6 protein-coding genes are annotated in these 8676 nt (G+C 69.9%); 4 read left to right on the forward strand and 2 right to left on the reverse strand.

The window, feature by feature from the left end; all coding sequences use genetic code 11:
* Window positions 1–11: 11 nt before the first annotated feature.
* Entirely contained in the window at window positions 12–1286 is a 1275-nt protein-coding gene (locus ACNAYW_RS01735) for an MFS transporter (protein WP_415848031.1), read from the forward strand.
* On the opposite strand, the gene ACNAYW_RS01740 is transcribed toward ACNAYW_RS01735, so the two are convergent.
* Window positions 1242–1826: a TetR/AcrR family transcriptional regulator gene (locus ACNAYW_RS01740; RefSeq protein ID WP_415848032.1), complete on the reverse strand. Its 585-nt coding sequence runs from the start codon at window positions 1824–1826 to the stop codon at window positions 1242–1244. The two genes, ACNAYW_RS01735 and ACNAYW_RS01740, sit on opposite strands and share 45 nt — an antisense overlap.
* A gap of 90 nt (window positions 1827–1916) precedes the next feature.
* Here ACNAYW_RS01740 and ACNAYW_RS01745 point away from each other — a divergent pair, with 90 nt between their 5' ends.
* Both ACNAYW_RS01745 and ACNAYW_RS01750 read left to right on the forward strand, forming a co-directional pair.
* On the forward strand, window positions 1917–3629 hold the full coding sequence (locus ACNAYW_RS01745; protein ID WP_415848033.1) for an FAD-binding dehydrogenase: 1713 nt from the start codon (window positions 1917–1919) through the stop codon (window positions 3627–3629).
* Window positions 3626–4432: an SDR family oxidoreductase gene (locus ACNAYW_RS01750; protein ID WP_415848034.1), complete on the forward strand. Its 807-nt coding sequence runs from the start codon at window positions 3626–3628 to the stop codon at window positions 4430–4432. Before ACNAYW_RS01745 ends, ACNAYW_RS01750 begins: the two co-directional genes overlap by 4 nt.
* A 388-nt stretch (window positions 4433–4820) precedes the next feature.
* On the opposite strand, the gene leuA is transcribed toward ACNAYW_RS01750, so the two are convergent.
* Window positions 4821–6689 (reverse strand): 2-isopropylmalate synthase, encoded by a 1869-nt coding sequence (gene leuA, locus ACNAYW_RS01755; protein ID WP_415848035.1) that lies wholly within the window; start codon window positions 6687–6689, stop codon window positions 4821–4823.
* A gap of 562 nt (window positions 6690–7251) precedes the next feature.
* On the opposite strand from leuA, the gene ACNAYW_RS01760 reads away from it, so the two are divergent.
* Window positions 7252–8603: condensation domain-containing protein (locus ACNAYW_RS01760; protein WP_415848036.1), on the forward strand; the 1352-nt coding region annotated here is incomplete at its 3' end.
* Window positions 8604–8676: the final 73 nt, after the last annotated feature.

An 8676-nucleotide genomic window follows, 5' to 3' on the forward strand; every position in this document is an offset into this window, starting at 1 on the left:
TGATTTCGGGGATGACGCCGCGGCCGCACGATCCCGCCCCCGCCCCGCTCCGGGCGGTCGGCGCTCTCACCTGCGCGGCCGCCCTCGTGACGATGGGCATCTGCCTGCGCCTGATCTTCGGTAGCTCGTCCGCGGTGCTCGACGAGATCCGCGACGCGTACGGCCTCAGCGGCGCCGAGGTGGCGCTGCTCACCACAGGGCCCGTGATCTGCCTCGGCCTGTTCTCCGCCGCGGCACCGCGCCTGGCCCGCCGGTACACCGCGGTCGTGGTGGCGACCGCCGCGGTCGCGATGATCGCGGTCGGCAGCGCTCTACGGATAGCGCCGAGCTGGGCCGTGCTGCTCGGCGGCACCATGCTCGCGGGCGCGGGCATCGCGCTCGGGAACGTGCTCGGCCCGGTGCTCGTGCGGATCTTCTTCCCACACCGGATCGGACTGATGACCGGCATGTTCACCTCGATGGTGTGCCTGTCCACCGGCTTCGCCTCGGCGCTCACGGTTCCCGGCGCGACGGCGCTCGGCGGCAGCTGGCGCGCCTCGCTCGCGCTGTGGGCGATCCCCTCGCTGGTCGCCGCGGCACTGCTCGCGACGGTCACCGTGCGGTACCTCCGGTTCCGGCGGGACGTCCCCGAGGTCGACGGTGCCGCCGACCGCGGCGCCGCCCGGACGGTGCTGCGCAGTCCCGTCGCATGGGCCGTCACCGGGTTCATGGGGCTGCAGTCGCTCCAGGCCTACGCGCTCATCGGATGGATCCCCACGATCTACCGGGACCGCGGGATGTCCGCAGAGGCCGGCGGCGCGATGCTCGCGATCGGCGGCCTGCTCAGCGTGGTCACGGCGCTGACCTTCCCGCAATGGGCGGCGCGGCGCCGCGAGCAACGGATCGTCGCGGTCGCGGCCGTCGGGCTGCAGGGGCTCGGGGTGCTCGGCGTCCTCGCGTTCGGGAACGGGGTCGGTGCGTGGATCGCCAACATCTTCGTGGGCTTCGGCCTGGGCGCGATGATCTCCCTGGCCGTGACGATGATGAACCTCCGCGCCGCGACCACCGCCGAAGCCGTCTCGCTGTCGGCGATGTCGCAGACGGTGGGCTACCTCTTCGCCGCGTGGGGCCCGATGCTCATGGGTGTCCTGCACGGCGTGCGCGGAGACTGGACCCTCCCCCTGATCAGCCTGCTGATCCTGCTGGTGCCACTCCTGCTGTGCGGGGTGTTCGCCGGCGGCGATCGCGCGGTGGGGGCGCCGTCAGCGCTCGACGACGGTGTGCAGGCCCGCCGGGAGGAAGCGTAGGAGCAGCTCCCGGGCCGCGGCGGAGTCGCCGTCGACCAGATGGGTGAGCTGTACTCCCTCGTACAGCGCGACGGCGAACCGCGCGAGCGCGGCGGCGTCGTCCGCGGAGACGAACCGGGCGAGTGCTCCGGACAGGCGATCCCGGATCGCGCGGTCGCGCTCGGTGAGCCGCGCGGCGGCGGCCGTATCGCGCGCGGCGAAGATGGTGAACTCGGTGGAGAGCAGCCCCCACCGGCGCTCCTCGGGATCGTCGGGCGCCGCGGCGAGAGCGGCGGCGGCGATCGCGTCCTCGAGTGAGCCGGCCCCGTCGATCACCGCGGCGACGCGGCCGATCTGTCGGTCCGTGTGCCGGTCGAAGAGCGCGAGGAACAGTGCCTCCTTACCGGAGAAGTTCGAGTAGAAGGCGCCGCGGGACAGGGCTGCACGGCGGCAGATCTCGTCCATCGAGGCCGCGTGGAAGCCGCGCTCCGCGAACACGTCCAGCCCCGCGTCGAGGAAACGCTCCACGCTGCGCGCGCGGGTCTGCTCGCCCTTGGCCACCGCTCCTCCGTTCCGTTGACGACCGGTGTGATGCGTGCCATGCTAGCGATAAGTAGAACGACGAGTCTAGTTATGGATCGAGGGGCGGGCATGACCGAGGAGATGTCGAGCGGATCGGACGGTCCCGCGCCCGATGCGATCGTGGTGGGTGCCGGTCTCGCCGGTCTCGTGGCCGCGTACGAACTGTCGCGGGCGGGACGGCGCGTGCTGATCCTGGACCAGGAGAACCGCAACAACCTGGGCGGCCAGGCCTTCTGGAGCCTCGGCGGGCTGTTCCTCGTGGACTCGCCCGAGCAGCGGCGCCTCGGGATCAAGGACTCCTTCGAGCTGGCCTGGCAGGACTGGACCGGGTCGGCCGGCTTCGACCGCGAGGACGAGGACCACTGGCCCCGGCAGTGGGCGCGCGCCTACGTCGAGTTCGCGACGCACCGCAAGCGCGATTACCTGCGCCGCCTCGGCCTCGGCTTCACGCCCGTGGTCGGCTGGGCGGAGCGGGGCGGGGGCGCGGCCGACGGCCACGGCAACTCCGTCCCCCGGTTCCACCTCACCTGGGGCACCGGCCCCGAGGTGGTCCGCGTCTTCCGCGAGCCCGTCGAGCGCGCCGAGGCGCAGGGGCTGGTGCGCTTCGCCTTCCGGCACCGCGTCGACGAGCTGGTCACCGAGGACGGCGCGATCGTCGGCGTCCGCGGCGCGGTCCTCGAGCCCACAGAGCTCGAGCGCGGCGTCGCCAGCGGCCGGGAGACGATCGGGGAGTTCGAGTTCCGCGCACCGACGGTGCTCGTGACCTCCGGCGGCATCGGGCACAACTTCGATCTCATGCGCACGTACTGGCCCACCGAGCGGCTCGGTCCGTTCCCGCAGCACGTGATCGCCGGCGTACCCGCGCACGTCGACGGCCGCATGCTCGCGATCTCCGAGGCGGCGGGCGCGAACATCGTGAACCGCGAGCGGGTCTGGGCGTACACCGAGGGCATCCACAACTGGGACCCGATCTGGCCCGACCATGCCATCCGCATCATCCCCGGGCCGTCGTCGCTGTGGTTCGACGCGAACGGGAACCGTTTCGCGGCCCCGAACTTCCCCGGATTCGACACCAACGCGACGATGAAGGCGATTCTCGGGACGGGGTACGACTACTCGTGGTTCGTGCTCACCCAGACGATCATCGAGAAGGAGTTCGCGCTCTCCGGTTCGGAGCAGAACCCCGACATCACCGAGAAGGACTTGAAACTCGCACTCGGCCGGGTGAAGTCGAAGGGCGCGCCGGGCCCCGTCGAGGCCTTCAAGCAGCACGGCGAGGACTTCGTCGTGGCCGACACCCTGGAGGAGTTGGTCGCCGGCATGAACGCGATCGGCCGCGGCGGGCACGTCGAGCTCGAGCGTCTGCGTACCCAGATCGAGGCGCGCGACCGCGAGACCGCCAATGCCTTCAGCAAGGACGCGCAGCTGCAGGCGATGCACAACGCCCGGAACTACCTGGGCGACAAGGTGGTGCGGGTGGCCAAGCCGCACCGCATACTGGACCCGGAGCACGGCCCCCTCATCGCGGTGCGCCTGAACATCCTCTCCCGCAAGACCCTGGGCGGACTCGAGACGGACCTGTCGGCGCGCGTCCTCGGGCCCGACGGTGCGCCCGTACCCGGCCTGTACGCCGCCGGCGAGGTCGCCGGGTTCGGCGGCGGTGGCGTGCACGGGTACAACGCACTGGAGGGCACGTTCCTCGGCGGATGCATATTCTCGGGGATGACGGCGGGCCGCGCGGCAGCGGCCGCCACCGGTGGACGAAAGGGAGTGGGCGCGTGAGCGGACGTACCGCACTGGTGACCGGGGCGACCTCCGGCATCGGCTACGAGACGGCGAAGCTGTTGGCACAGAAGGGGTATCGAGTTATCGGTACCAGTCGCGATCCGGAGCGGGTCGCGGCGGACAAGCGGATCCCCGGGGTGGAGTACCTGGCGCTGGATCTGGCCGACCGGGCCTCGGTCGCCGCCTGCGCCGCCGCGGCGGGCCACGTCGACATCGTGGTCAACAACGCGGGCGAGAGCCAGTCCGGCCCGCTGGAGGAGCTCCCCGCGGACGCCGTGGATCGCCTCTTCCAGACGAACGTCTTCGGCGCGGTGCAGCTGACCCAGCGCCTGCTCCCGGCGATGCGCGAGCAGCGGTACGGCCGCGTGATCATGGTCGGCTCGATGCTCGCCAGCTTCCCGCTCGCCTACCGCGGCTCCTACGTCGCGGCGAAGGCCGCGCTCAAGGGCTTCGCCTCCGCGGCGCGGCAGGAGCTCTCGCCCTTCGGCGTCGCGGTGTCCACCGTCGAACCCGGCTCGATCGCGACCGGCATCGGCGAGCGGCGCACCAAGTACATCGCCGACGATTCGGTGTACCGCACCGACTTCGACACCATGATCGAGAACCTCGACGCCAACGAGCGTGCGGGCATCACCCCGAAACAGGTGGCGGAGGTGATCGTGAAGACGATCGAGGCCGACAAGCCCCGCGAGTTCGTCGCGGTCGGGAGCAACGCCCCGCTGGTCTTCCTGCTCAAGCGCCTGGTTCCCGTCGAGGTGGTCTCCAGCATCGTCGCGCGCAAGCACGGGCTCAGGCGGTAGACATCCCTGGTCGTCGGGGCATCCGTCCCTGAGGGATCGTCTCCGCGTGGGGGACGGCCGAACCCCGATGAGGAGCCAGGTGTTTCGCGTGGGACTCGGCTTCCGATGTGGGAGAGATGGCTTCTGGTGGGGGAGTTGGCGTCGCGCGGGGGACGGCCGAACCCACACGGAACGCCGTTCTTGAAGTGGGGGAGCGAACGCCCGGTGGGGGATTCGGCGCGGCGCGGGGGACGACGGCAGTCGGATGTTCTGCGACACGAGCCTCACGCCTGACCTTCGTGCCGTGACCGATCGGTGCCGCTACCGACCTCGTCGGGCGCGACAGAAATCCCCGCTCGCCACGCGGACGTGCGGGGCGAGCGGGGATGTCTGGTGCGACCGGAGAGTCCTACGGAGCCCAGGTCCGCGTCGATGCCTCGCCGACCGCTTCGGCGGCGGCCCGGCGACTTCCGTTGGCGCGGTTCACCGCGGAGACCACGGCGCGCAGCGAGGCGGTGGTGATCGACGGCGCGATGCCGACGCCCCAGACCGTGCGATCCTCGTCGCCGACACGCACGATCGCCTCGACGTAGGCCGCGGCCTGCGCGTCGTCGCCCGCGGAGAGCGCGTGCTCGCTGTAGTCCAGCACGCGGACCTCGAACCCGACGGAGCCGATGGCGTCGACGAACGCAGCGAGCGGGCCGTTGCCCTCGCCCGAGATCTCCTGCTCCTTGCCGTCCACCTTCACCACTGCGTCGATGCGGTCGACGCCGCCGTCGACCTCGGAGGCGGTCACCTTCTGGCGCATGCGCTCCAGCGGCAGGATCGGATCGATGTACTCGCCGGCGAAGACGTCCCACATCTCCTTGGGCGTCACCTCGCCGCCCTCGCCGTCGGTGATCTTCTGCACCGACTGGCTGAACTCGATCTGCAGCCGCCGCGGCAGCTGCAGGCCGTGGTCGGCCTTCATGATGTAGGCGACGCCGCCCTTGCCGGACTGGCTGTTGACGCGGATCACGGCCTCGTAGTTGCGGCCCACGTCCTTGGGGTCGATCGGCAGGTAGGGGACCTGCCACACGATGTCGTCGATGTCCTTGTCGGCGTCGTCGGCGTCGATCTTCATCTGGTCGAGGCCCTTGTTGATCGCGTCCTGGTGGCTGCCGGAGAACGCGGTGTAGACGAGGTCGCCGCCGTACGGATGCCGCTCGGGCACCGGCAGCTGATTGCAGTACTCGACGGTGCGCCGGATCTCGTCGATGTCCGAGAAGGTGATCTGGGGGTCGATGCCCCGGCTGTACAGGTTCAGGCCCAGTGTCACCAGGCAGACGTTGCCGGTGCGCTCGCCGTTGCCGAACAGGCAGCCCTCGATGCGGTCCGCGCCGGCCAGGTAGCCCAGCTCGGCCGCCGCGACGCCCTCGCCGCGGTCGTTGTGCGGATGCAGCGACAGGATGACGCTGTCGCGGCGGGCCAGGTTGCGGCTCATCCACTCGATCGAGTCGGCGTAGACGTTCGGCGTCGCCATCTCGACGGTGGCGGGCAGGTTCAGGATGATCGGCTTCTCCGGCGTCGGCGCGATGATCTCGGTGACCGCATCACAGACCTCCTTGGCGAAGGAGAGCTCGGTGCCCGTGTAGGACTCGGGGGAGTACTCGTAGCGCCACGCGGTGTCCGGGTACTTCTTCTCCTCCTCGAGCACCTTGTGCGCGGCATCGGTGGCGATCTTCTTGATCGCCGCCTTGTCCGCGCGGAAGACCACGCGGCGCTGCAGTACCGAGGTCGAGTTGTAGAAGTGCACGATCACGTTCTTCGCGCCCTGGCAGGCCTCGAAGGTGCGCTCGATCAGCTCGTCGCGGCACTGCACCAGGACCTGGATCGTGACGTCGTCCGGGATGGCCCCGTCATCGATGATCTCGCGCACGAAGTCGAAGTCCGTCTGGCTCGCGGACGGGAATCCGACCTCGATCTCCTTGTAGCCCATGCGGACCAGCAGGTCGAACATGCGGCGCTTGCGCGCGGGGCTCATGGGATCGATGAGGGCCTGGTTGCCGTCGCGCAGGTCCACGGCGCACCACAGCGGTGCGGTGGTCGCGACCTTGTCGGGCCACGTGCGATCGGGAAGCGCGATCTGCTCGACCTCGTCGCCGAAGGAGCGGTAGCGGTGCGCGGGCATGGCGCTTCCGCGCTGCTGGTTCCACGCGGGCTGGCCCGGGTTGCGGGGGCCGGCGGGAGCGGTGATCTTGGATACGCCGGAGGTGTAGGAATCGGCTGCAGGGCTCATGGTGAAAAAGGTTACTTTCTCGCAGCGCCCCTGCGGCTGGCAGGGACGGAATCGGTCGTCGTGCGACCTGAGGGTCTCGACCGGCGCTGCCGCTGTTCCCACGGCTCAACCCGCGACGGGGAGCCGGTCTGGATCAGACCCCGCCGCGGCAACCGAGGAGAAGAGCGCGCCACTGCACGAGTCGAATGTAGCGCATCGGCGCGAGGCCTGGCAGGGGGCGGTGGGATCGGGTTCGGAACGCCGGCCGCCGACCCCGGCGCGAACCGGACATTCCGCGTGTGACATGGAACACGTTCTCCTTCGGTGCGGACGCCGCTCGGGGTGGCGATATTTCGAATAGTGAAGTCGATACTGGACATCGCGGCTTCAGGACGAAGTAAACCTGCAGGATGCTGACGGTCCGGTGAATAGTGTTAAACACGACCCTTGCGACCTGCGCAGTTTCTGTGACCTTCGCTTACAGGAATCGCGATTGAAGATGTTGCAATTTCAAGCACGGCATCCCTACAATTCTGCGATTGCAACCGTTGTGCGTTGCGATCGTGATGTAGAGGAGAGCTTGGTGGACCACGTGGTGCACTCCCTGACCGGAGCCCAGTACGGAATGTGGCTCGGTCAGCAGATGTCCCCGGACGTCGCCTACACCGTCGCGCAGTACGTCGACATCACCGGTCCGTTCGACGTCGAGATCATGCAGGCCGCGACGCGTGAGACCAGTGACGAATTCCTCTCGCCGTACGTCCGCATCGAGGTCGACGAGTCCGGCGCTCCGGTGCAGTGGCTCGACCGGAGCATCGACGGTGCCGCGCAGGTGATCGACCTGGGTCTCGCCGATCTGCCCGACGACCAACGGATCGACGCCGCTGTCGCGTGGATGCGCGCCGAGTACTCCCGGCCGATCGACCTCGCGACCGACGAACTGATCATCAACCGCCTCATCCGCGTCTCCGAGGACCGCTGGCTCTGGTACGCCCGCGCGCATCACGTGGTCATCGACGGCTACGGCGCATCGATCCTCCAGCGCCGCGTCGCCGAGCGGTACACCGCCAAGGCCACCGGTGGCGAGGTCCCGCCGCTCAAGCCCGCTCCCCTCGCCCCCGAGGGCTTCGTCACCGCCGAGGAGAAGTACTTCGCGTCCGCGCGCGCGGACGGGGACGCCGAGTACTGGGCCGGGGTCGTCGCGACGCTCCCCGAGGCGGCCGGTCTGAGTCGCGTGGTGGCGGCACCGTCGAGCCTGAACCTGCGGCGCAACGGCGTCCCCAGTGCCGAGGCGGGCGCCCGCCTGGAGGCGGCGGCCGAGCGTCTGGGCACCAACCGCACCGGCCTGGTCATCGCCGCGTTCGGCGCGTACGTCGCCGCCGTGTCGGGGCGCGAGGAGATCTCGGTCGCCGTCCCCGTCGCCGCCCGTACCACCGCCGCGCTTCGCGGTTCGACCGGTATGACGGCCAACGTGCTGCCCGTGCCGGTACGCGCCGGCTCCGGCGCCACCGTCTCCGACATCATCGACGGCACCGGCCTCGACCTTCGTAACGGCCTCCGGCACCAGCTGTACCCCGCGGCCCGGATGGAGGCGCCCACGCTGCGCGAGGGGGTGGTCGGATCCACCTTCGGCGACACCATCAACATCATGATGTTCTCGTCGGCGGTCACGTTGGGCGAGGCCGCCGGCACTCTCAACCTCCTCACCTCCGGCCCGGCCGAGGACGTGGCGGTCACCGTCTACGAGTCCGAGCAGGGCGCGCTGCGCATCGACATGGAGGCCAATCCGTCCTCCTACACCGTCGCTGATCTGGACGCGCACTTCGAGCGGTTCATGGCGTACCTCGAGCGGTTCGCCGCGGCTCCCGGCGGCACGCCACTCTCGGCGCTCGCCGTCGCCACCGACGCCGAGACCGCCGAATGGAACCGCTTCGCNNNCGNGGTACGCCATGAACCGCTCGAAGTGCGCGTCCAGATCAGCGACGGTGTAGGAGGACGGATTGGCCTC

It is taken from the genome of Tsukamurella ocularis, from assembly GCF_965138335.1.
GTDB lineage: Bacteria > Actinomycetota > Actinomycetes > Mycobacteriales > Mycobacteriaceae > Tsukamurella > Tsukamurella ocularis_A.

Coding starts and splice junctions, on each gene's coding strand:
- ACNAYW_RS01735 (WP_415848031.1), top strand. CDS start 12: ATGACGCCGCGGCCGCACGATCCCGCCCCCGCCCCGCTCCGGGCGGTC.
- leuA (WP_415848035.1), bottom strand. CDS start 6,689: ATGAGCCCTGCAGCCGATTCCTACACCTCCGGCGTATCCAAGATCACC.
- ACNAYW_RS01745 (WP_415848033.1), top strand. CDS start 1,917: ATGACCGAGGAGATGTCGAGCGGATCGGACGGTCCCGCGCCCGATGCG.